Raw genomic sequence first — 21,295 nt, forward strand, 5'->3', positions numbered from 1 at the left:
GTTATTTCTCCATCGGCGTGGCGTCGCGGCCGCGCAGGACAATGTCCCAACGGTAACCGAGGGCGTAGGAAGGAATGGTTTTCTCCAGGTCGAAGCTGGCGATCAGGCGTTCCTTGGCGCGGGTGTCCGGCACGCAGTTGTAGATCGGGTCATAAGCCAGCAGCGGGTCGCCAGGGAAATACATCTGGGTCACCAGGCGGGTAAGAATGCTCGGCCCGAACAGCGAAAAATGGATATGCGCCGGGCGCCAGGCATTGTGGTGGTTGCCCCAGGGGTAGGCCCCGGGCTTGATGGTCTGGAACTGGTACCAGCCGTCGGCGTCGGTAACGGTGCGCCCGGTGCCGGTGAAGTTCGGGTCCAGGGGCGCATCGTGCAAGTCGCGGTCGTGGTTGTAGCGACCGGCCGCGTTGGCCTGCCAGATCTCCACCAGGATGCCCGGCACCGGCAGGCCGTTCTCGTCCAGAACCCGGCCGTGGATGATGATGCGCTCGCCCTGGGGCTGCCCTTCGTGCTGGGCCGTCAGGTCGTTGTCCCGTTCCTGGATCGACTCGGCGCCGATGCTCGGGCCGGTGATTTCCGACAGCGAGTGGGGAATGAACACCAGCGGCTTGGACGGCGAGCGGGTGTTGGTCGACTGGTAGGCCGGGTGCAGGTAATCAGGCTGAGTGCCCGCTTGCGGGCGCCGGTAACCGGGCTTGTCACTCATGGTGGTTCCTCGTTCTCTTCTTATATAAGGCAGGCAGTCAAACGCGCTCGATAGCCAGCGCCAGCCCTTGGCCGACGCCGACGCACATGGTCGCCAGGCCTTTTTTACCGCCGCTCTTTTCCAGCTGGTGCAAAGCCGTCAGCACCAACCGCGCACCGCTCATGCCCAGGGGGTGGCCCAGGGCAATCGCGCCGCCGTTGGGATTGACCTGGGGCGCATCGTCCGCCAGGCCCAGCTCGCGCAGCACCGCCAAGCCCTGGCTGGCGAAGGCTTCGTTGAGTTCGATCACGTCGAAGTCGCTGACCGCCACGCCCAGGCGCTCGATCAGCTTACGCACTGCCGGCACCGGGCCGATGCCCATGACCCGCGGCGCAACCCCGGCGCTGGCCATGCCCAGTACTCGCGCACGCGGGGTCAGGCCGTGTTTCTTGACGGCTTCGGCCGAGGCCAGGATCAGCGCCGCCGCACCGTCGTTGACCCCGGAGGCATTGCCGGCGGTGACGGTCTTGTCCGGGCCGTTGACCGGCTTGAGCTTGGCCAAGGCTTCCAGGGTGGTGTCGGCACGGGGATGCTCGTCCTGCTCCACCACTGTCTCGCCCTTCTTGTGGGCGATGCGCACCGCAACGATTTCCTCAGCGAAGAAACCGGCGGTCTGGGCCGCCGCGGCACGCTGCTGGCTGCGCAGGGCGAAGGCGTCCTGGTCAGCGCGGGACACTTTGTAGTCATCCGCCACGTTGTCGGCGGTCTGCGGCATGGCATCCACACCGTACTGGGCCTTCATCAGCGGGTTGATGAAACGCCAGCCGATGGTGGTGTCTTCCAGCTTCATGTTGCGCGAAAAGGCGGTATCGGCCTTGCCCATGACAAAGGGCGCGCGGGACATGGACTCGACGCCACCGGCAATCGCCAGCTCCATCTCGCCGCTGGCAATGGCGCGGAACGCCGTGCCGATGGCGTCCATGCCCGAGGCGCAGAGGCGATTGAGGGTGACGCCGGGCACGCTGTCCGGCAGGCCGGCCAGCAGCAGAGCCATGCGCGCCACGTTGCGGTTGTCCTCGCCGGCCTGGTTGGCGCAGCCGAGGAACACCTCGTCCACGGAGCTCCAGTCCACGCTGGGGTTGCGCTCCATCAAGGCCTTGATCGGCAGCGCCGCCAGGTCGTCAGCGCGCACTGTCGAGAGGCCGCCACCAAAACGGCCGATGGGGGTGCGAATGGCATCGCAGATGAATACGTCGCGCATCAGGCTTCTCCAGGGGCTTGGCCATGGGCCGCGGCGGTGCGCGCTTCCAGGTCACGCAGGGCGGTCAGTTCAACCTCGGTGGGTGCTGCGGTCTCGGCCACCTGGTCGGCGAAGCGGATCGCCCAGCCAGTGGCGGCCACCACCTGCTCGCGGGTCACGCCCGGGTGCAGCGAAGTGACGATGAATTCGTGGGTACCGGCTTCCGGCTCCATGATGCACAGGTCGGTGATGATGCCCACCGGCCCCGCCCCTGGCAGGCCCAGGCGCTTGCGCGAATCGCCGCCTTCGCCGTGGCCGACCGAAGTCACGAAGTCGAGCTTGTCGACGAAGGAGCGCGAGGATTGCTTGAGGATGATCAGCACGCTCTTGGCCGAACCGGCGATCTCCGGAGCACCGCCGGCGCCCGGCAGGCGCACCTTGGGCCGGTGGTAGTCGCCGACCACGGTGGTGTTGATATTGCCGAAACGGTCGACCTGGGCCGCGCCGAGGAAACCCACGTCGATGCGCCCGCCCTGCAGCCAGTAGCGGAAGATCTCGCCGGTAGGCACCACGGTGTCGGCGGTTTCCGCCAGCTCGCCGTCACCGATAGAGAGTGGCAGGACGCTGGGCTTGGCGCCGATCGGGCCGGACTCGTAGATCAGCACCACGTCCGGTGATGAGGTCAGGCGTGCCAGGTTGGCGGCCTTGGACGGCAGGCCGATGCCGACGAAGCACACCGAGCCGTTCTGCAAGCGACGGGCCGCGGCCACGGTCATCATTTCATTGGTGGAGTAGGTCATTACTGGGCCTCCGAAGCTGCGGCCAGCTTGGCCTGGAATTCGCTGAAATCGGCACTGCCGTGGATGTATTCGTTGATCCAGGCGGTGAACGCCTCACGGTCGCGGGCGATCGGGTCCCAGGCCTGGTAGAAGCGGTTGTCGCGCTCGGAGTAGCCGTGGGCGTAGGACGGATGGGCGCCACCAGGCACATGGCAGACCGCGCTCAGCGCCCAGGTCGGCAGTACGCAGGCGTTCATCGGCGCGTTCAGGTCGTCGACGATTTCCTCGACGGTGACGATGCAGCGCTTGGCGGCCAGGGCGGCCTCTTTCTGTACCCCGAGAATGCCCCACAGCAGCACGTTGCCCTTGCGGTCGGCCTTCTGCGCGTGGATTACCGTGACGTCCGGGCGCACCGAAGGCACCGCCGCCAGCACTTCACCGGTAAACGGGCAGGTCAAGGTCTTGATCAGGGGGTTGACCTTGGGCAGGTCGGAACCAGCGTAGGCCCGCAGGACGGCAAAGGGCAGGCCCGAGGCGCCGGCAACATAGGCGTTGGCCAGGTCGGCGTGGCTGTGTTCCTCGATCTCCAGGGGCTGTGGCCATTGCTTTTCCACGGCGTCGCGCAGGCGGTGCAGGGAGCCCACGCCCGGGTTGCCCCCCCAGGAGAAAATCAGCTTGCGAGCGCAACCGGCACCGATCAACTGGTCGTAGATCAGGTCAGGGGTCATGCGCACCAGGGTCAGGTCTTTCTTGCCCTGGCGGATGATTTCATGACCTGCGGCCGTAGGAATCAGGTGGGTGAAGCCTTCGAGCGCGACGGTGTCGCCGTCGTTGACGAATTGCTTCACCGCGTCGTGCAGCGAAAGGATTTCAGCCATGGATGGGGTCTCCCGATTGTTATTCAGCGACTGGAGAAAAAGGCGCTCTGGGCGCGCCGCAGTGACTGAAGATTAAGCCGGGGCCAAACCCCAAACAATCCGATAATCGACTGAGCGTTCGATTATCGAACAGATTGTTGCAGGGCTATCGATTGCTTTTCCTCAACCCCGCCACAGCCCTGCCGGCCTTCTGGGGCCGCTGCCGCGGGCGAGGATAACGTTCGAAGAACCCTCTGCGCCCTTCAGGAGCAGCGGGCCCTTCGAGCCCGGCCGCAGCCTGCGGCAGCGGCTACAGGGTAGTCCGCGGTCAGGTCGCGTCTGCGTGACTGACCATGCCCTTGATCACCACCGCGGTGGTGGCCAGGGCCGCCGGAATCACCAGGGCAGTCAGCACTTGTTCGAAGTTCCAGCCCAGGCCCAGCAGGGTCGCTCCCATCCACGCACCGAGAATGGCGCCGAAACGGCCGATGCCAAGCATCCAGGAGACCCCGGTGGCACGCCCCTGGGTCGGGTAGAAGCGCGCGGCCAACGACGGCATTGCCGATTGCGCACCGTTAACGCACATGCCGGCGATCAGCACCAGGGTGGCCAACAGGGTGATGTTGCCCAGGCTCTGCCCGACGGCGTAGGCAAAGACCCCAGCCAGCAGGTAGAAACAGCCGATCACCTTATGCGGGTTGAAACGGTCCATGGCCCAGCCCACGGCCACCGCGCTGAGGACGCCGCCAAACTGGAACAGGGCGCCGATAAAGGCCGCCTGTTCCATGCTCGCCCCGCTGTCGCGCATCAGGGTCGGCAGCCAGCTGGTGAGCAGGTAGACAATCACCAGCCCCATGAAATAGGTCAGCCACAGCAACAGGGTGCCGACGCTATAGGTGCCGGAGAAGATCACCGCGAACACGTTGCGCGCCTTCACGGTCTTCTGTTCCGGCACGCTGAAGCTGCCAGCCTCGCCGACTATGGCCGGGGCAATCGGCGCCAGGGTCTTGCGCACCTTGTCGGTGCCGCGATTGCGCACCACCAGGTAACGCGCGGACTCCGGCAGCCAGAGCACCAGCACCAGGGCCAGGATCAGCGGCAGGACCCCGCCGATCAGCAGCAGGCTGTGCCAGCCGAAGGCCGGGATCAGCTTGGCGGAAATGAAACCGCCGCCGGCCATGCCCAGGTTGAAACCGCAGAACATGCTGGTCACCAGCAACGACTTGTGGCGTTCGGGGGTGTATTCCGAAAGCAGCGTAGTGGCGTTGGGCATGCCCGCCCCCAGGCCCAGGCCAGTAAGGAAACGCAGGACCAGCAACTGGTCGACGTTGGTGCTGTAGGCCGAAGCCAGGCTGAAGGCACCAAACAGCAGCACCGCCCCCACCAGCACCACCTTGCGGCCGAAACGGTCGGCCAGGGGGCCGGAGCCCAGGGCGCCGAAGACCATGCCGATCAATGCAGCGCTCATGACCGGGCCGAGGCTGGCGCGGTCGATGCCCCAGTCCTGGGACAGCGCCGGGGCGATGAAGCCCATGGCCGCGGTGTCCAGGCCATCGAGGAAGACAATCAGGAAACACAGGATCACCACGCGCCACTGGTAACGGGACAGCGGCTGGGCATTGATGAAGGACTGCACATCAAGGCAGTTCCCTACAGCGGATTGGGGTTGGTTCATTGTTGTTATTTCCACGCTAAAACGCAGGCGAGCACAGGCCGCCAGGGCTGATCAGATCACTAAAGGGGTGGCGATATCAGGCGATGCGAGCGGGACGGCAGGAACGGTCGCGGCAACGATGCAGGGAAAGCGTGCTCATGAGTGTTGGCCTCTTCTTTATTATTGGGCGGGCCACCAGCGGCGGGCGAAGATGCCAGCTTGCCGCCGATGACGCTGCCGCGACATTAATGAGCCAGGGGAAACAGCGTCAATTCGCCAAAGGCGTATCTGTGCGTTTATCGAACAGCTTAAGCAAACAACTGCGCGCTCAGATCGCGGCTGGCGCTCAGCAAACCGGGGAGAAAGCGCTGCTCCAGCTCAGCACGGCTGACCCGCCCGGCGTGGGTACTGACGTTCAGCGCCGCCAGCACCTGGCCGGAAGCGTCATACACCGGTACCGCAATGGAGCGCAGGCCCTGCTCCAGTTCCTGATCAACGATGCACCAGCCCTGCTGGCGCACTTGCTGCAGGCACTCCAGCAAGGCTTCCGGGGTGTGCAGGGTGCGGCTGGTCTTGGCTTGCAGGTCCGCATGGTCGAGGTATTCATGCAGCGACGAATCGTCCAGGGCCGCGAGTAGGATGCGCCCCATGGAGGTGCAATAGGCTGGCAAGCGGCCGCCGACAGACAGGTCGACCGAGATCAGCCGCTGGGTCGTGGCGGAACGGGCGATGTAGAGAATGTCGTCGCCTTCCAGGGTGGCCATGTTGCACGCCTCGTGCAGTTGCTCGCTCATGCGGTCCAGGTAGGGCTGGGCGGAGACCGCCAGAGGCGTCGACGAAAGATAGGCGTGGCCCAGGGTCAGCACCTTGGGCAGCAACGAATAGGTACGCCCGTCGGTGGTGGCGTAACCCAGCTTGATCAGGGTGTGCAGGCAACGGCGCACCGCAGCCCGGGGGATTTCCGTGCGATGGCTGATCTGGGCGATGGTCAAGTGCCGCTTGCGCTCCTGGAACGCCTGCACCACCGCCAGGCCCCGGGCCAGAGAGGTCATGAAATCCGGGTCACCGGTCAACGCCTGAATCCTCTTTGCCGCAGACGCCACGATCGGCGGGGCCACTGAGGTAAAGGAATTACGCATCTGATCGTTCATTTCAGGCTCTCTGCGACGAAATTCTTCGGTATTACAAGCCGTATTGGCGAAGAAGCACAAGCTGGGGCCGGCAACATTGGGCGATTATCGAACCATCGACCGATAATCGCAATCCGCCAAGCCTGGCATCCGCGGCAGTGAGCCCGTGGGTTTATTGCAAAAAACCATAGTAATAATCACCAGTGGAATGACCGGTTATCCCGAGTCTTTTGCAACCGACCACTTGCATCAAGATGCAGACTCCCCATATAGACTTGTACCAGCGGAGTAAGAATCAGGCTTTCCTCGTGTAGGAAATGATTAGAACTTTTGTGTCACAAAACGCTCACAATAAAGTTGGTCATTTTAAACTTGCCATCCATAGAGTTATTCTTCGCCGAAGCTATACTGCCGGAGTGAGGAATGTGGAGTCAGTTGCCCCATGCTCCTCTCTCGGGTGGCTTGAAACGGTAATCGGTCACCTGCCGCAAGCGCTTGACCCCTAACCAGATTCGGCCAGCCCGCTTGCTACCAACAACACTGTTGCTACGACAGTTGTTTTCATCCGGTGACGTGGCCGCATGCAATTAACGGCACGCTTGAGAGACTCGAAGTCAAGGCCAGACTGGCACTGACTTCAGCTCCGCGTAGATGCCCGCAAGCAATGCGTCGCACCGGACTGGACCTTCACTCAATTAGGTAACACTGTGACGAAAGATGAACTGCGCGCGGAACTTGAGCGCCAGGAGCAACGTTACAAGGAAGTTTACGGCGGCGAGATCACCCGTTATGCCGCCCAGCCGGAACCTGAACGCAAACCTTGGCGCAAACGCGCCAGTATTCTCGATCAGGCCTTCACCCAAGAACTGCAAAAGATGGAAAAAGAGCTCAAGGCCGAACAGCCGTAATGCTGGCAGCCTGACTCATTCAGGGCTTGCTCTACTTGCCCGCCCGATCATCCCGGCGGCCAGGCAGACCATTGATGCTCGTTACCCCGGGCCCATGGCCATCTCGCCTATCCACAGCGAGAGAGGCTACCGGGCAAGCCCTTTGGTTGAAATTTCATACACGCGTTTTAACCCTCTGATTTCCGCGCCCAGGCCATCGGATTGACCGCTCGTGCCCAATAAACTCAATGGCTTGCCGTGCTTGAGGGGGATGTGCGAAAACTCTGCTCCCGGTCAGTTTTTTCGTTGAAGAATGTTACCGGCGAGCACCTTGTGCATTGATTAGCGGGGTTTTCTGGCATAATCGCGCCCCCTTATGACCGGGTCAGAAAACCTTCATGATCGATTTATTCAGCGGACTGGATGCTTGGGTGCTTGTGAGCCTCTTGCTCGCCCTGGCTTTTGTCCTCGCCTACGAGTTCATCAACGGCTTTCATGACACCGCAAATGCGGTTGCCACTGTTATCTACACCAAGGCCATGCCGCCGCACCTGGCCGTGTTCTTCTCCGGTGTGTTCAATTTCCTCGGCGTGCTGCTGGGCGGGGTTGGCGTGGCCTATGCCATCGTCCACCTGCTGCCGGTCGAGCTGCTGATCAACGTCAACACCGGCCACGGCCTGGCCATGGTCTTCTCGTTGCTGGCCGCGGCCATTACCTGGAACCTGGGCACCTGGTACTTCGGCATTCCGGCCTCCAGTTCCCATACCCTGATCGGCTCCATCCTCGGTGTAGGCCTGGCCAATGCCCTGCTCAGCGACATCCCCCTGGGGGATGGCGTGAACTGGCAGAAGGCAATCGACATCGGCGCTTCCCTGGTGTTCTCGCCGATGGCGGGCTTCATTATTGCAGCGCTGGTACTGATCGGCCTGAAATGGTGGCGGCCGATCTCGAAGATGCACAAGACTCCAGAACAGCGCCGCAAGGTCGATGACAAGAAGCACCCGCCGTTCTGGAACCGCCTGGTACTGGTGATCTCGGCCATGGCCGTGAGCTTCGTGCACGGCTCCAACGACGGCCAGAAAGGCATCGGCCTGATCATGCTGGTACTGATCGGTATCGTGCCTGCCCAGTTCGTGATGGACCTCAACAGCACCACCTACCAGATCGAGCGGACCCGCGACGCCACCCTGCACCTGAGCCAGTTCTACGAGCGCAATCACGAGTCCCTGGGTGAGTTCCTGGCCCTGGGCAAAAGCGTGAAAGACGACCTGCCGGGCAAGTTCCGCTGCAATCCGCAGCAAACCGAACCGACCATCGCCGCGCTCCTGAGCAGCCTCAAGGGCGTTTCCGACTACCATTCGTTGTCGCCGGAAAGCCGCATCGAAGTGCGTCGCTACCTGCTTTGCCTGGATGACACCGCGAAAAAGGTCGGCAAGCTGCCAGGCATCTCGGCCCGTGAAAAGGCCGACCTGGACAAGCTGCGCAAAGACCTGACCGCCACCACCGAATACGCACCGTTCTGGGTCATCCTGGCTGTCGCCCTGGCTCTGGGCCTGGGCACCATGATCGGCTGGAAGCGCGTAGTGCAGACCATTGGCGAGAAGATCGGCAAGCAGGGCATGACCTACGCCCAGGGCATGTCGGCACAGATCACCGCCGCCGGCCTGATCGGCCTGGCGAACATCTTCAGCCTGCCGGTTTCCACCACCCACGTACTTTCCTCCGGCGTGGCCGGGACCATGGTCGCCAACAAGAGCGGCCTGCAGAGCGGAACGGTACGGACCATCCTCCTGGCCTGGGTCCTGACCCTGCCGGCGACCGTGGCCCTGTCCGCCGGCCTGTTCTGGGCAGCCTCCAAGATCCTGGGTACCTGATACCCCAGCCGGCAACAAAAAAGGTGCGTCCCCAGGGACGCACCTTTTTTTATGCCTTGAGCTTTCTTGCAGGCAAAAAAAAGGGCAACCGAAGTTGCCCAAAATGCCTTGCGTGCTCGTTGCCCTGGAAAGACTTAAGGCTTCTTGCGCTTATTCGCGTCTTTCCAGATAAAGAATCCAAACCCTGCGAAAAACAGAACCATGAGGCCGACAGTCAGCACTCCGGCGATCACCACATTGTCGAAAAACATGACTGGCCTCCTGCTCTTGCCCTGTTGCGATGGGGCTAAGTTAACCAAACGGGAGGCGGGGGAAATTGACCGGGGTCAATGTCGCCCATGACTGGGCGCGAGGAAGGGGGAATAAGTGACTTACATCAACAGAAAGCGCCCTGATCAGCGCTTTTTCGGTTTGTTTTTCGGTTTTTTCTTGGCCTTGCCCAAGGGCATGGCGTGTTCGAATGCCTGGCGTACTTCGTTCAGGCGCTTTTCATTGAGATCATGCACACGCTTGGCACGCTCGGCGTTCAGGTCGATCAGCTTGTCGTCTTGATTCATGGCTTGGCTTGCATCACTCGTGGTCAATATCGGCCGCACGCCTTGAAGCGGTGGGCGGCCCTGGCGAATGTGCCAATAATGCGACGTGGCGCCGCACCTGACCAGTGATCAGACCAAGGCGACTGCAATAAAGTCGCTGCCGGGAAGACTTTTTATCCGCACAATGGCCGCCCCTCCCCACAGGAAACCGCATGTGGAAATGCCCAAGCACCTGCCCCCGCTGCTGGCCCTGCGCGCCTTCGAGGCCGTGGCCCGGCACCTGAGTTTCAGCAAGGCGGCCCAGGAACTGTGCGTCAGCCAGAGCGCGGTCAGCCATCAAGTGCACAAACTCGAACAGCACCTGGGCCAGCCGCTGTTTGTACGACGCACCCGGGCCATCGACCTGACTACCGCCGGCGCCAGCTATTACCAACAGATCCAGCCGGCCCTGGAGCAGATCGCCGAAGCCACCCGGACGCTGTTGGCAGCAGAGCCATCGCAGGTTCTGCGCATCGGCCTGCTGGCCTCCTTCGCCACCTTGTGGCTGGCGCCGCGCCTGTCGGCCTTCAGCCGCCGCCACCCTCAGATCCAGCTGGAGCTGCAACCGGCCATCAACCTGGCAGATGTGGCCGGTGCCGAGGTCGACCTGGCCATTCGCTATGGCAAGGGCCACTGGCCCAACGTCCAGGCCACGCGCTTTCTCGCCGAGCAACTGTCACCGGTGTGCAGCCCCGAATTCAAGGCCGGGGCCCTGGCCAACGGCACCTTGCTGATGGCCCGCTCCCACCGGCCCTTTGAATGGGACGACTGGAGCAGGCAGAACGCCGTCGATCTCAGCCCTCACCCCAGCGTCATGCTCCACGACTACAACATCGTGGTGGAAGCGGCGGTGGCCGGCCAGGGCATCGCCATGGGCCGCCGCCAGTTGATCCGGCGCCACCTTGCCCAGGGCAGCCTGGTGGATGCCTTCGACCTCCCGGCTCTGCACAACGATCAGATCGGCTACTGGCTGGTGACCGCCGAAGGTCCGGCGAATCCGGCGGCGCAGTGCTTCGCCCAATGGCTGCTGGAGCAAGGGTGCGACCCATGAAAAATTCAGATACGTCGGATTAGATCTATCCGTTTGTCGCCCCCAGGCTGAACACCGATGCTGCACGCCTTCCATTCGAGGACTTGCCATGCGCGACTCTCTGCAGCAACGAGTACAACAACTGGGTCTTGAACTGCCGATCCCCGGCCAGCCCATTGCCAACTACGTCAACCATACCCAGAGCCAAAACCTGCTGTTCATCTCCGGGCAAACACCGCAAGCAGAGCAGCATCCCCATCTGCTGGGCCGACTCGGTGACAACCTCAGCATCGAGCAAGGTGCCCAGGCCGCGGAACTGGCGGCCCTGGCCCTGCTGGCGCAACTCTCGGCGGCCCTGGGTGACGACTTGTCGCGGCTGCAACGCATCAGCCGGCTGGGGGTGTTCATTGCCGCCAGCGCCGACTTCAAGGGCCATGGCCAGGTCGCCAATGGCGCCTCCAACCTGCTGGTCAATGCCCTGGGCGAGAAAGGCCGGCATGCCCGCACTTCGGTGGGCGTCGCCAGCCTGCCTGCCGGCGTCGCCGTGGAGGTCGACGGGATTTTCGAGCTCAAGCCGTGATGCCCCTGAGCCCGGACCACATCGCCCGGCTACGGGAGGCCACACCGGGTTGCACCCGGGTCTGTCACTTCAACCATGCCGGGGGGTCCCTGCCCAGCCAGGGCACCCTGGACGCCATGTCCGGGCAACTGCAGCGGGAGGCCCACAGCGGGCCGATGGAAGCGGCCGGCGCCGGCGCCCAGTTGCAGGAGCAGGCGCGACAGACCGCCGCCCGAGTGCTCAACACCTGCCCGCAAGCCATCGCCTTTACCAGCAGTGGTTCGGCGGCCTGGGGCATGGCCTTCAACGCCCTGCCCGCCTGGCAGCCGGGCGACCGGATCCTGGTGGGGCGCCAGGAATGGGCCGGCAACCTGGCCTGCATGGCCCCGGCCGTGGCCGCCGGCGCGCAGCTGGAAGTCATTCCCTGTGACAGCCACGGTGCGGTTTCAGTCCCGGCGCTGGAGTCCATGCTCGACTCCCGGGTGCGCCTCATCGCCTTGACCTGGCTACCGGCCAATGGCGGGCTGATCAACCCGGCCGCAGCCATCGGCCAACTGGCGCGCCAATGGCACATCCCCTACTTCATCGATGCCGGCCAGGCTCTGGGCCAGGTGCCCTGCGACGTGCAGGCGCTGAACTGCGATGTGCTCAAGGGCGCGGGGCGCAAGTACCTGCGCGGCCCGCGAGGCACGGCCCTGCTCTATATAAGGCCCGGCTTCCTCGAGCAGTTGAATCCGCTGCCGCGGGACGTGCTGTCGGCGCCCTGGGACGGCCAGGGCTTCGCTCTGCGCAACGATGCCCGGCGCTTTGAAACCAGTGAAGTGTCGATGGTGCTGCTGGCTGGCCTGGCCAATGCCCTGCAGGAGTTCGAAAGCATCGGCGTGGCCGCCATTGCGCAAAGGATCAATGCCTTGAGCGAGCCGCTGCGCAAGAAGCTGCAGCGCTTGCCCGGCCTGCAACTCCAGGACCTGGGCAGCCCGGGGCAGCAATCGGGCCTGATCGCCTTCACTCTCGAAGGTTGGGACGGGCTGGCACTCAAGGAGGAACTGGCGCGGCGCGGCATCAATATCGGCGCCAATGGCGTCAACTACACACCACTGGACATGCAGGCCCGAGGCCTGGGCAACATTGCCCGGATCGCCTTGAGTTACTTCAATACACAAGAGGAAATCGAGCGCCTGTTGCAGGCCCTCGGGGAACTGGCGGGGAACAAGCGCTCCTAGACCTCGACATCCACCCACAGGCCCTGGCGCGGAGCATCTTCGATCAACGGCACCACCGGCACGGTGTTGTCGGCGTTCAGTTCATCGCCGGGCACTGCCAGGTGCTCTTCGGGGTCGTCCTCGGCCTCACGCTCACGGCGCTGCTTCTGTTGCTGGCGCCGCTGTTCCTCGCGCAGCAGCAGGGCGGACTCCTCGGGGTCGCGCTTTTGCAGGTCGATGGTGCTTTCGTTGGAGCTTTCCTGCACCGGTACCACAGGCGGGATGTCCGGTCGCTGGCGGATCGGATCCTGCTGGGCGGTGATCGGCACGGCACTCAAGGGGAGCATCGGTGGCAGCATATTATTGGTCTCCTGTCGGCAGGCTGTCGGCTGCGGCATGGGCGACTTGAGCCATCGGTCGCAAAACTGTGACCCAGTCGTCAGCCGATAGTGCCCCGCCACCCGACGAATGCACGCCGTACGCTACCTTTTAATCCAGGGGATTGATCAGAGTTCTTTGGACTGGAAGCGTCGTTCCGTTAAGATAGTCGGCTTTTTCAAAGCGGGAGTCAGGCAGCATGGCGCAGCAGTATCAACCGGGGCAACGCTGGATTAGTGACAGCGAAGCCGAGCTGGGTTTAGGCACCGTTCTGGCACAGGACGGTCGCTTGCTGACCGTGCTCTATCCGGCCACTGGCGACACCCGCCAGTATGCGCTACGGAATGCGCCCCTCACTCGCGTGAGGTTCTCTCCGGGTGACAGCATCACCCACTTCGAAGGCTGGAAAATGACCGTACAGGAAGTCGATGATGTCGACGGCCTGCTGGTCTACCACGGCCTCAACGGGCAGAACGAAGCCGTCACCCTGCCGGAAACCCAACTCTCGAACTTCATCCAGTTCCGTCTGGCCAGCGACCGTCTGTTCGCCGGGCAGATCGACCCGCTGGCCTGGTTCTCCCTGCGCTACCACACCCTGGAACACACCAGCCGCCAGCTGCAGTCCTCGCTCTGGGGCCTGGGTGGCGTGCGCGCCCAACCCATCGCCCACCAGTTGCACATTGCCCGTGAAGTCGCCGACCGCATCGCGCCGCGGGTCCTGCTGGCGGACGAAGTGGGCCTGGGCAAGACCATCGAGGCCGGCCTGGTGATCCATCGCCAACTGCTCTCGGGTCGCGCCAGCCGGGTGCTGATCCTGGTACCGGAAAACCTCCAGCACCAGTGGCTGGTAGAGATGCGCCGGCGCTTCAACCTGCAAGTGGCACTGTTCGATGAAGAACGCTTTATCGAAAGCGATGCCAGCAACCCGTTCGAAGACACCCAGCTGGCCCTGGTGGCCCTGGAGTGGCTGGTGGACGACGAGAAAGCCCAGGACGCGCTGTTCGCCGCCGGCTGGGACCTGATGGTGGTGGACGAAGCCCACCACCTGGTGTGGCACGAAGACCAGGTCAGCCCGGAATACGCCCTGGTGGAACAGCTGGCAGAGACCATTCCCGGCGTGCTGCTGTTGACCGCAACCCCGGAACAACTGGGCCAGGACAGCCACTTCGCCCGCCTGCGCCTGCTGGACCCGAACCGTTTCCACGACCTCGCGGCCTTCCGCGCCGAGAGCGAGAACTACCGCCCGGTGGCCGAAGCCGTGCAGGAACTGATGGATAAAGGCCGCCTGTCTCCCGAGGCGCACAAGACCATCCACGGTTTCCTCGGCAACGAAGGCGAAGCCCTGCTGGCCGCGGTCAACGACGGCGACAGCGAAGCCAGCGCACGCCTGGTGCGTGAACTGCTGGACCGCCACGGCACCGGCCGCGTGCTGTTTCGCAACACCCGCGCCGCGGTGCAGGGTTTCCCCGAGCGCAAGCTGCACGCCTACCCGCTGCCATGCCCGGACGAATACCTGGAACTGCCCCTGGGCGAACACGCCGAGCTGTACCCGGAAGTCAGCTTCCAGGCCCAGCCCGACGTCAGCGATGACGAACAACGCTGGTGGAAGTTCGACCCGCGGGTCGAGTGGCTGATCGACCAACTGAAAATGCTCAAGCGCACCAAGGTGCTGGTGATCTGCGCCCACGCAGAAACCGCCATGGACCTGGAGGACGCCCTGCGCGTGCGCTCCGGCATCCCAGCCACGGTATTCCACGAGGGCATGAACATCCTCGAACGTGACCGTGCCGCCGCCTACTTCGCCGATGAAGAATTCGGCGCCCAGGTGCTGATCTGCTCGGAAATCGGCAGTGAAGGCCGCAACTTCCAGTTCGCCCACCACCTGGTGCTGTTCGACCTGCCGTCGCACCCGGACCTTCTGGAGCAGCGTATCGGCCGTCTCGACCGGATCGGCCAGAAGCACGTGATCGAACTGCACGTGCCGTACCTGGAAACCAGCCCGCAAGAGCGCCTGTTCCAGTGGTACCACGAAGCCCTGAACGCCTTCCTCAACACCTGCCCTACCGGCAACGCCCTGCAGCACCAGTTCGGCCCACGCCTGCTGCCGCTGCTGGAAAATGCCGATGACGGCGAGTGGCAAGCACTGATCGATGCCGCCCGCGGCGAGCGTGAACGCCTGGAAGCCGAGCTGCACACCGGTCGCGACCGTCTGCTGGAGTTGAACTCCGGTGGTGCCGGCGAAGGCGACGCCCTGGTGGAAGCGATCCTCGAACAGGACGACCAGTTCGCCCTGCCGATCTACATGGAAACCCTGTTCGACGCTTTCGGCATCGACAGCGAGGACCATTCGGAAAACGCCCTGATCCTCAAGCCCAGCGAGAAGATGCTCGACGCCAGCTTCCCCCTGGGCGACGACGAAGGCGTGACCATCACCTACGACCGCAACCAGGCGCTGTCTCGCGAGGACATGCAGTTCATCACCTGGGAACACCCCATGGTGCAGGGCGGCATGGACCTGGTGCTGTCCGGCTCCATGGGCAACACCGCCGTGGCACTGATCAAGAACAAGGCGCTCAAACCCGGCACCGTGCTGCTGGAGCTGCTGTACGTCAGTGAAGTGGTCGCCCCGCGCTCACTGCAACTGGGCCGCTATCTGCCGCCGGCTGCCCTGCGCTGCCTGCTGGACGCCAATGGCAACGACCTGTCGGCGCGGGTCGCCTTCGAGACCCTGAACGACCAGCTGGAAAGCGTGCCCAAGGCCAGCGCCAACAAGTTCATCCAGGCCCAGCGCGATCAATTGGCGCCGAAGATCAACGCCGGCGAAGCCAAGGTCGCACCGCGTCACGCCGAACGCGTGGCCGAGGCGCAACGCCGCCTGGCAGCCGACACCGACGAAGAACTGGCGCGCCTGACCGCGTTGCAGGCGGTCAACCCGACTGTCCGTGACAGCGAGCTGGTGGCCCTGCGTCAACAGCGCGAACAGGGCCTGGCCATGCTGGAAAAAGCCGCCCTGCGCCTGGAAGCGATCCGGGTGCTGGTGGCGGGCTGATAGCCCGGTTGTCAGCACTGAACAAAAGGCCCGCACTGTGCGGGCCTTTTTTTTGCCTGTCGCCTGCCAATGCAGCAACGCGCCCTAGCGGCTCACTGCACCATCGTTGATCGCCGGCAGGCTCACCTCTGCTGGGGCATCAGCGGCATCCCCACAGGCCAGACCCTCTTTCATCCGCTGGGCGTCACGGACAAAACAGCGCGCTGCCTGGAACAGAAACAGCAGGGTCAGGAACAGGGCCACGGGAATCAGGTACATCGCGTCGTGCAGACCGATGGCCTTGAACTCCTCGGTCATCAGCTCTGCGCCTGCGGCATACATTGCCGAATGGGCGAAGTGGTCGGAGAGCGCCCCCACCACCACCGGCCCCAGGCCGCCCCCCAGCAGGTACAGGCCGGCGAAGAACAGGGCCATGGCGGTGGCGCGCAAGCGCGGTTCGACCACATCCTGCAGGGCGGTATAGACGCAGGTATAGAAGTTGTAGGCAAACAGCCAGCCGACACTGAATACCGCGACGAACACCCCGACCTCCACCCGCCCGGCATGCAGTGCCCACCCGGTGGCGAGGGTCGAGATGATCAGGCTGCAGGCCGCGAACAACAAACGACCATTGGCTACCCGCTGATGAATCTTGTCGGCGATCCAGCCACCCAGGGTCAGGCCCACCAGGCCGGTCACCCCGACGATCAGCCCGGTGGCCATGGCGGCTTCCTGCAAGGGCATGAGGAAGTAGCGCTGCAGCATCGGCACCAGGAACGAGTTGCAGGCATAGGTGGCGAAGTTGAAAGTCAGCCCGGCCAGAGTCAGCCAGAGAAAGGTCGGTATCGCCAGCACCCGGCGAATGGGCCGGTCAATCCGCACCTGGGCCACTTTCACCGTTTCCGCCGCGCCGCGCTTGGGTTCCTTGATGAAGAACATGAACACCGCCAGCACCAGCCCTGGTACCGCCGCAATGAAGAACGGCGCCCGCCAGCTGTCGAAGGCCTTGACCATGGCACCGATGGTGAAGAACGCCAGCACCAGCCCCAGAGGCAGGCCGAGCATGAAGATACCCATGGCCCGGGCCCGGCGGTGAGCGGGGAACAGGTCGCCGATCAGCGAGTTGGCGGCCGGGGCGTAGCTGGCCTCGCCAATCCCCACGCCCATGCGCACCAGCAAAAAGCTCCAGAAGCTGCCGACCATGCCGTTGACCGCGGTGAGCCCGCTCCACACCGCCAGCCCCCAGCCCATCAGCTTGCTGCGCGAGCCGGTGTCGGCCAGGCGCCCCAGGGGCAAGCCGGCAATGGCATAGACGATGGTGAAGGCGGTGCCGATGATCCCCAGCTGGAAGTCGCTCAGGTGCCATTCCATGCGGATCGGCTCGATGATGATGGCGGGGATGGTGCGATCGAAGAAGTTGAACAGGTTTGCCAAAAACAACAGGAACAGAATGCGCCAGGCATTTGCCGCTTGAGTCGAATTATCCATGGATCGATCTCTTTTATTGTTATTGGGCCAGACGCGAGCGGGCCTGGAAGCTGCAATCTAGTCAGCCGTACCCACGCTGTCTGTAATCATTCGCCAGCCTGATACCAAGGCATCGCAGGCAGGCGCGGGGATGGCACTTGCGGCTCCCCGTAACAAGCCGCCCGAACTTCGCCACAGCCCCCGCTACCCGGGCCTTTCCCAGTCTTTTCAAGGGCTTGGCCAAGGCCGAAAAAATACCTTGCGCCCCCCCTTCCCAAGGCCGATGCGAAGCCTAGAATAGCCGCCTTGCCAGCCCCCCTTATCAACCCCTCCCCCATCGAATACGCCAATGTCCGAAGCCAGTCCGTGTCTGAATTGCGGTGCCTGCTGTTCATACTTTCGTGTGTCTTTTTTCTGGGGCGAATGCGCCTCATCCGGCGGGACTGTCCCCGACGAGCTGGTGCAAAGCATCAGCCCCAGCCGGGTGGCAATGCTCGGAACCGACTGCAAATCCCCGCGCTGCATCGCCCTTGAAGGCGAGGTCGGCCAGGGTGTGAGCTGTTCGATCTATGACCAGCGCTCCAGCCCGTGCCGCGAGTTCGAGGCTTCCTGGACCGACGGCCAGCCCAACAGCGACTGCGACGCCGCCCGCGCCGCCTTCGGCCTGGCCCCCCTGGAACCGGCGGACACCGAGCCCTGGTACGAGGAAAGCGCTTAGCACCTTTGGCGATAGGGCCCATAAGCAAATCATTAGCAGCAGCGTGCCACCTCCCATTGCAGCCAGCGGGTGCCTTCTATACTCCAAGCACTCGTTGGCGCGCGGCTCCGCCGACCTCAGATGACTCAGAGATGGGCAGGCTATGGACTGGCTGGGCGTGCATTTCATTACCGAGCTTCCACAGGCCGGGCAAGTGGTCCTGCATTGCACCCACAACCCGGTTCTGGTGCTTCTGGCCTACCTGGTAGCCTGTGCCGCCAGCTTCGCCACCCTGGACATGGCCGAACGTGTCAGTCATGCCGAGCGACCGGCCAGCCAGCGCCTGTGGCGCTGGGTCGGAGCCTGCTGCCTGGCCGGGGGGATCTGGGCCATGCACTTCATCGCCATGCTGGCGTTCGAGGCGCCGCTGCAGATCCACTACGACCTGCCCCTGACCCTGCTGTCGCTCCTGATCGCGCTGGTCGCCGCCTGGCTGGCGATGAACACCCTGAGCCACGCGCACATGCCGCTGTGGCGCTATGGCGTTGCTTCGACCTGGATCGGCCTGGGCATCGCCGCCATGCACTACGTCGGCATGGCGGCCATGCGCAGCAGCGCCAGCCTGTACTACGACCCCTTACTGATGGCGCTGTCGGTGCTGGTGGCGATCGCCTGCAGCCTGGCGGCGCTGCTGCTGTCCCGTCACCTGCGCGAAGGCAGCGGCATGTTCCACCAGTTGCTCAAGTACGCCAGCAGCCTGGTGCTGGGCGCTGCCATCGTGCTCATGCACTTCACCGGCATCTGGGCCGTGACCCTGGTGCTGCCCGCCGGCAGCCTGCCCGCCCCCGCCACATCCGACGGGCATCTGCAACTGGGCCTGACCCTGAGCGCGATCGTGCTCTTGATCATCGGCAGCGGCATCAGCGCGGCCCTGGCCGACAAGAAGCTGCAACACAAGGAGCGGGACCTGCGGCGGGTCAATGCCCTGCTTTCGCAACTGGACCAGGCCCGGGTTTCACTGCAGCAGGTGGCCCACTACGACGCCCTGACCAACCTGATCAACCGCCGCGGCTTCAACCAGCTGTTCGCCGAAAAGCTCATCGAGAAAACCACCTTTGGCGGCATGCTGGCGGTGATGTTCCTCGACATCGACCACTTCAAGCGCATCAATGACAGCCTCGGCCACGATGCCGGGGACGAGTTGCTGAAAGTCATCGCCGGGCACATCAAGAGCTCCACCCGCAGCCATGAAGACGTGGTGGCACGCCTGGGCGGCGACGAGTTCTGCATCCTCATCAATCTGTACGACCGCGAAGAAGCCCGGCAGATGGCCCAGCGCATCATGCAGAAAATGAAGGAGCCGATCGAACTGGGAGGGCGGCGCATGGTGATGACCACCAGCATTGGCATCAGCGTCTTCCCCGATGACGGCAAGACCTGCGAGGAGTTGCTCAAGAACGCCGACCTGGCCCTGTATCAATCCAAGGATTGCGGGCGCAACAGCCTGCATTTCTTCAACTCCCACCTCAAGACCCGGGCCACCCTGGAACTGCAACTGGAAGAGGAATTGCGCAACGCCCTGCGCGATGACCAGGGCCTGCTGCTGTATTACCAACCTATCTACGACCTCAAGAGCGGCAGGGTCACCAAGCTCGAAGCCCTGATCCGCTGGCAGCACCCGCAACATGGGCTGCTGACCCCGGATCGCTTCATCTCCATTGCCGAAGCCAACGGCATGATCGCCGAGCTGGACAACTGGGTGCTGCGCAAGGCCTGCGCGGACCTGGCCTACCTGTCGCGCCATGGCTGTGGCGAACTGAATATCGCGGTCAACTGCTCGGCCCTGAACCTGACCCGCGAAGAGCTCGCCGGGGAGATCGAAAGCGCCCTGCGCCAGGCCCAGGTGGCGCCGCAGCGGCTGGAGCTGGAAGTCACGGAAAACGCCCTGATGGGCAATATTGCCAGCACCCTGGCGCTGCTCAAGCAGATCCGCGGGCTGGGGGTGTCGCTGTCGATCGACGACTTCGGCACCGGCTACTCATCCCTGGCCTATCTCAAGCGCTTGCCCCTGAACACCCTGAAGATCGATCGCTCGTTCATCCAGGACATCCCCAAGTCGACCCAGGACATGGAGATCGTCCAGGCGATCATCATCATGGCCCACACCCTGCACCTGCAGGTGGTCACCGAAGGGGTCGAAACCCCGGAACAGCAAGCGTTTCTCCAGCACCATGGCTGCGACTACCTGCAGGGCTACCTGCTCAGCCATCCGGTGCCGCTGCGGGAGTTGCGCGGGGTGCTGGAGGAGCTCGACCAGCGCCACGCCGCGCCGATCAATCCGCGGGCGCCGGGTCCCGATAAAGGCGAACCAGGGTCGCTGGATCTTTTTCCAGATAGCCCTGCCCACCATGCAGACGCATCAACTGCGCAGCTAATCCGCTGATCGGCGTCGCCGAGCCCTGTTCGCGGGAAAACTTCACCGCTCCATCCAGGTCCTTGAGCAGGGTGCGCACATGCCACTTCACCGGCTCGAACCGGCTTTCAGCCATTTGCGGGGCCAGGATCTGCAAAGGTTTCGAGTCGGCAAAGCCACCGGCCAGAGCCTCGGCGATCAACCGCGCATCCACCCCCGAGCGCTCGGCCAGGGCCACCACCTCGGCGATCACCAGGGCGTTGCAGGCGACGATCATCTGGTTGCAGGCCTTGGTCACCTGCCCGGCGCCCACCGCCCCCATATGCGTGACCCGCTGCCCCAGGGTCAGCAGCACTGGCCGCACCCGCTCGACGTCCGTCGCCGCACCGCCAACCATGATGGCCAGGCTGCCGGCCTCGGCGCCCGGGGTACCGCCGGACACCGGCGCATCGACCCAGGCCACGCCGCGGCTCGCGGCCAGTTCGGCGGCCATTTCCCGGGTAGCCGTGGGTTCCAGGCTGGAGAGGTCCAGCAGCAGCTGGCCGGCCCGGGCGCCCTGGGCGATACCCTCGGGGCCAAACACCACCTCGCGCACCACCTCGGTATTGGCCAGGCACATCAGCATCAGGTCGGCATCGGCGCACAGCTGCGCCGGCGTGGCAACTTGTCGCGCCCCGGCAGCCACCAGGGGCGCGCATTTTTCCGGGTTGCGGTTCCACACCGTCAGCGGATAGCCCGCCGCCAGCAGCCGGCGGCACATCGGCAAGCCCATCAGGCCGATTCCGGCAAAGCCGAGTGAAGGTAACGCTGACATCATATTGCCCTCATTTGATTAAAGAT

General features: G+C 63.8%; 19 protein-coding genes. 8 read left to right on the plus strand and 11 right to left on the minus strand.

The features are described from left to right. Position 1: 1 nt before the first annotated feature. The 6 genes from pcaH to pcaR all read right to left on the minus strand — a co-directional run bounded on the left by pcaH (position 2) and on the right by pcaR (position 6,366). Positions 2-706 carry a protocatechuate 3,4-dioxygenase subunit beta gene (pcaH, locus tag AC1RCO_RS09895; RefSeq protein ID WP_041116326.1) on the minus strand — a complete coding sequence of 235 codons (705 nt, stop codon included), beginning with the start codon at positions 704-706 and terminating at the stop codon, positions 2-4. Between the two features lie 37 nt (positions 707-743). After that, positions 744-1,949, minus strand: a complete 1,206-nt coding sequence (gene pcaF / locus AC1RCO_RS09900; protein WP_492617767.1) for a 3-oxoadipyl-CoA thiolase — start codon at positions 1,947-1,949, stop codon at positions 744-746. Then, entirely contained in the window at positions 1,946-2,725 is a 780-nt protein-coding gene (locus tag AC1RCO_RS09905) for a CoA-transferase subunit beta (RefSeq protein ID WP_011059660.1), read from the minus strand. The genes pcaF and AC1RCO_RS09905 overlap by 4 nt, the downstream gene beginning before the upstream one ends. Continuing rightward, a complete protein-coding gene (locus AC1RCO_RS09910) occupies positions 2,725-3,582 on the minus strand; it encodes a CoA transferase subunit A (protein ID WP_492617666.1) in 858 nt (285 codons plus the stop codon). The genes AC1RCO_RS09905 and AC1RCO_RS09910 overlap by 1 nt, the downstream gene beginning before the upstream one ends. Before the next feature lie 307 nt (positions 3,583-3,889). Beyond that, positions 3,890-5,236, minus strand: a complete 1,347-nt coding sequence (gene pcaK / locus AC1RCO_RS09915; protein ID WP_011059658.1) for a 4-hydroxybenzoate transporter PcaK — start codon at positions 5,234-5,236, stop codon at positions 3,890-3,892. A 287-nt stretch (positions 5,237-5,523) separates the two neighbouring features. Next, positions 5,524-6,366, minus strand: a complete 843-nt coding sequence (gene pcaR, locus AC1RCO_RS09920) for a pca regulon transcriptional regulator PcaR (RefSeq protein ID WP_011059657.1) — start codon at positions 6,364-6,366, stop codon at positions 5,524-5,526. Positions 6,367-7,052: 686 nt separating this feature from the next. Here pcaR and AC1RCO_RS09925 point away from each other — a divergent pair. Then, positions 7,053-7,253, plus strand: a complete 201-nt coding sequence (locus tag AC1RCO_RS09925) for a hypothetical protein (protein ID WP_011059656.1) — start codon at positions 7,053-7,055, stop codon at positions 7,251-7,253. A 377-nt stretch (positions 7,254-7,630) separates the two neighbouring features. Next, positions 7,631-9,106, plus strand: a complete 1,476-nt coding sequence (locus tag AC1RCO_RS09930) for an inorganic phosphate transporter (protein ID WP_011059655.1) — start codon at positions 7,631-7,633, stop codon at positions 9,104-9,106. A 134-nt stretch (positions 9,107-9,240) separates the two neighbouring features. Here AC1RCO_RS09930 and ccoM read toward each other — a convergent pair whose 3' ends face one another. Further along, a complete protein-coding gene (gene ccoM, locus AC1RCO_RS09935) occupies positions 9,241-9,357 on the minus strand; it encodes a cytochrome c oxidase subunit CcoM (protein WP_015634423.1) in 117 nt (38 codons plus the stop codon). 144 nt (positions 9,358-9,501) lie between these two features. Next, positions 9,502-9,663: a hypothetical protein gene (locus AC1RCO_RS09940; protein WP_015634422.1), complete on the minus strand. Its 162-nt coding sequence runs from the start codon at positions 9,661-9,663 to the stop codon at positions 9,502-9,504. Between the two features lie 199 nt (positions 9,664-9,862). On the opposite strand from AC1RCO_RS09940, the gene gcvA reads away from it, so the two are divergent. The 3 genes from gcvA to AC1RCO_RS09955 all read left to right on the plus strand — a co-directional run bounded on the left by gcvA (position 9,863) and on the right by AC1RCO_RS09955 (position 12,493). After that, positions 9,863-10,732, plus strand: a complete 870-nt coding sequence (gene gcvA, locus AC1RCO_RS09945) for a transcriptional regulator GcvA (protein ID WP_492617768.1) — start codon at positions 9,863-9,865, stop codon at positions 10,730-10,732. Between the two features lie 88 nt (positions 10,733-10,820). Then, positions 10,821-11,291 carry a RidA family protein gene (locus AC1RCO_RS09950; RefSeq protein WP_015634420.1) on the plus strand — a complete coding sequence of 157 codons (471 nt, stop codon included), beginning with the start codon at positions 10,821-10,823 and terminating at the stop codon, positions 11,289-11,291. Further along, positions 11,291-12,493: an aminotransferase class V-fold PLP-dependent enzyme gene (locus AC1RCO_RS09955; RefSeq protein ID WP_492617769.1), complete on the plus strand. Its 1,203-nt coding sequence runs from the start codon at positions 11,291-11,293 to the stop codon at positions 12,491-12,493. The genes AC1RCO_RS09950 and AC1RCO_RS09955 overlap by 1 nt, the downstream gene beginning before the upstream one ends. On the opposite strand, the gene AC1RCO_RS09960 is transcribed toward AC1RCO_RS09955, so the two are convergent. Further along, entirely contained in the window at positions 12,490-12,831 is a 342-nt protein-coding gene (locus AC1RCO_RS09960) for a hypothetical protein (protein WP_011059650.1), read from the minus strand. The genes AC1RCO_RS09955 and AC1RCO_RS09960 overlap by 4 nt on opposite strands. A 218-nt stretch (positions 12,832-13,049) precedes the next feature. Between AC1RCO_RS09960 and rapA the strand changes: the two genes are divergently transcribed. After that, the gene (gene rapA / locus AC1RCO_RS09965; RefSeq protein ID WP_011059649.1) at positions 13,050-15,899 is read left to right on the plus strand and encodes an RNA polymerase-associated protein RapA; all 2,850 of its coding nucleotides are present in this window, start codon (positions 13,050-13,052) and stop codon (positions 15,897-15,899) included. Between the two features lie 84 nt (positions 15,900-15,983). On the opposite strand, the gene AC1RCO_RS09970 is transcribed toward rapA, so the two are convergent. Beyond that, positions 15,984-17,366 (minus strand): spinster family MFS transporter, encoded by a 1,383-nt coding sequence (locus AC1RCO_RS09970; protein ID WP_011059648.1) that lies wholly within the window; start codon positions 17,364-17,366, stop codon positions 15,984-15,986. Between the two features lie 328 nt (positions 17,367-17,694). Here AC1RCO_RS09970 and AC1RCO_RS09975 point away from each other — a divergent pair, with 328 nt between their 5' ends. After that, complete coding sequence (locus AC1RCO_RS09975; protein WP_015634416.1) at positions 17,695-18,063, plus strand: YkgJ family cysteine cluster protein; 369 nt, start codon at positions 17,695-17,697, stop codon at positions 18,061-18,063. 142 nt (positions 18,064-18,205) lie between these two features. Further along, positions 18,206-20,485, plus strand: coding sequence for a putative bifunctional diguanylate cyclase/phosphodiesterase (locus AC1RCO_RS09980; protein WP_492617667.1), 2,280 nt, complete (start codon positions 18,206-18,208; stop codon positions 20,483-20,485). On the opposite strand, the gene AC1RCO_RS09985 is transcribed toward AC1RCO_RS09980, so the two are convergent. Continuing rightward, entirely contained in the window at positions 20,376-21,272 is an 897-nt protein-coding gene (locus AC1RCO_RS09985) for an NAD(P)-dependent oxidoreductase (RefSeq protein ID WP_036996633.1), read from the minus strand. The two genes, AC1RCO_RS09980 and AC1RCO_RS09985, sit on opposite strands and share 110 nt — an antisense overlap. Positions 21,273-21,295 lie beyond the last annotated feature (23 nt).

Source organism: Pseudomonas sp. GW823-FHT03E05 (assembly GCF_058796855.1).

Bases quoted from the DNA above. Each gene is read 5' to 3' on its own strand.
- pcaH (WP_041116326.1), bottom strand. From the start codon at position 706: ATGAGTGACAAGCCCGGTTACCGGCGCCCGCAAGCGGGCACTCAGCCT.
- AC1RCO_RS09905 (WP_011059660.1), bottom strand. From the start codon at position 2,725: ATGACCTACTCCACCAATGAAATGATGACCGTGGCCGCGGCCCGTCGC.
- AC1RCO_RS09910 (WP_492617666.1), bottom strand. From the start codon at position 3,582: ATGGCTGAAATCCTTTCGCTGCACGACGCGGTGAAGCAATTCGTCAAC.
- pcaK (WP_011059658.1), bottom strand. From the start codon at position 5,236: ATGAACCAACCCCAATCCGCTGTAGGGAACTGCCTTGATGTGCAGTCC.
- pcaR (WP_011059657.1), bottom strand. From the start codon at position 6,366: ATGAACGATCAGATGCGTAATTCCTTTACCTCAGTGGCCCCGCCGATC.
- AC1RCO_RS09930 (WP_011059655.1), top strand. From the start codon at position 7,631: ATGATCGATTTATTCAGCGGACTGGATGCTTGGGTGCTTGTGAGCCTC.
- ccoM (WP_015634423.1), bottom strand. From the start codon at position 9,357: ATGTTTTTCGACAATGTGGTGATCGCCGGAGTGCTGACTGTCGGCCTC.
- AC1RCO_RS09940 (WP_015634422.1), bottom strand. From the start codon at position 9,663: ATGAATCAAGACGACAAGCTGATCGACCTGAACGCCGAGCGTGCCAAG.
- gcvA (WP_492617768.1), top strand. From the start codon at position 9,863: ATGCCCAAGCACCTGCCCCCGCTGCTGGCCCTGCGCGCCTTCGAGGCC.
- AC1RCO_RS09950 (WP_015634420.1), top strand. From the start codon at position 10,821: ATGCGCGACTCTCTGCAGCAACGAGTACAACAACTGGGTCTTGAACTG.
- AC1RCO_RS09955 (WP_492617769.1), top strand. From the start codon at position 11,291: ATGCCCCTGAGCCCGGACCACATCGCCCGGCTACGGGAGGCCACACCG.
- AC1RCO_RS09960 (WP_011059650.1), bottom strand. From the start codon at position 12,831: ATGCTGCCACCGATGCTCCCCTTGAGTGCCGTGCCGATCACCGCCCAG.
- rapA (WP_011059649.1), top strand. From the start codon at position 13,050: ATGGCGCAGCAGTATCAACCGGGGCAACGCTGGATTAGTGACAGCGAA.
- AC1RCO_RS09970 (WP_011059648.1), bottom strand. From the start codon at position 17,366: ATGGATAATTCGACTCAAGCGGCAAATGCCTGGCGCATTCTGTTCCTG.
- AC1RCO_RS09975 (WP_015634416.1), top strand. From the start codon at position 17,695: ATGTCCGAAGCCAGTCCGTGTCTGAATTGCGGTGCCTGCTGTTCATAC.
- AC1RCO_RS09980 (WP_492617667.1), top strand. From the start codon at position 18,206: ATGGACTGGCTGGGCGTGCATTTCATTACCGAGCTTCCACAGGCCGGG.
- AC1RCO_RS09985 (WP_036996633.1), bottom strand. From the start codon at position 21,272: ATGATGTCAGCGTTACCTTCACTCGGCTTTGCCGGAATCGGCCTGATG.